1 protein-coding gene and 1 pseudogene are annotated in these 443 nt (G+C 63.9%); both read left to right on the forward strand.

The features are described from left to right. Positions 1-93: pseudogene (locus IL252_RS17805) on the forward strand (KaiA-binding protein); the annotation flags it as partial. Then, on the forward strand, positions 90-443 hold a 354-nt coding region (locus IL252_RS17355), incomplete at its 3' end, for a hypothetical protein (protein WP_208629063.1). The pseudogene IL252_RS17805 and the gene IL252_RS17355, both read left to right, overlap by 4 nt.

The following is a 443-nucleotide window of genomic DNA, read 5'->3' on the forward strand; positions in this document are numbered from 1 at the left end:
ATGCGAGGCACTGCCATCGACTGTGACATTCGGGAGATATCCTTCTCTGACGCCGGACTGCAGGTCCACTCCGATCGGAAAGTGGAGACATGAGCCGCTACGAGCACGAGTTTGGCACCGACTGGGAAACGCTCGGCAAGGACGAGGCCACCGACCGGGCCTACGCCATCGGCGTCGCTGAGCGCCTCGGGGAGTACAACCGCGAGGAACTCGAAGCCATCTACGCCGAGATGAACTCGGCGTACCACAAGAGCATGGTCGAACTCGCGTACGACGAAGGCCGCAACGAAGCGAAGGAAGCGGCGGAGACGACCAACGCCGACCGGGACGCCCTCTGGGCCGACCTGATCAACGGCGAGAAGACGTACATCGACGAAGACGACGTGCCGACCAGCGGCCGCGACGGTCTGCCGTCGGCGCTCGACTCCTCGGAACTGCTCGAC

The sequence above is a fragment of the Halomicrobium sp. IBSBa genome (genome assembly GCF_017612575.1).
Lineage (GTDB): Archaea > Halobacteriota > Halobacteria > Halobacteriales > Haloarculaceae > Halomicrobium.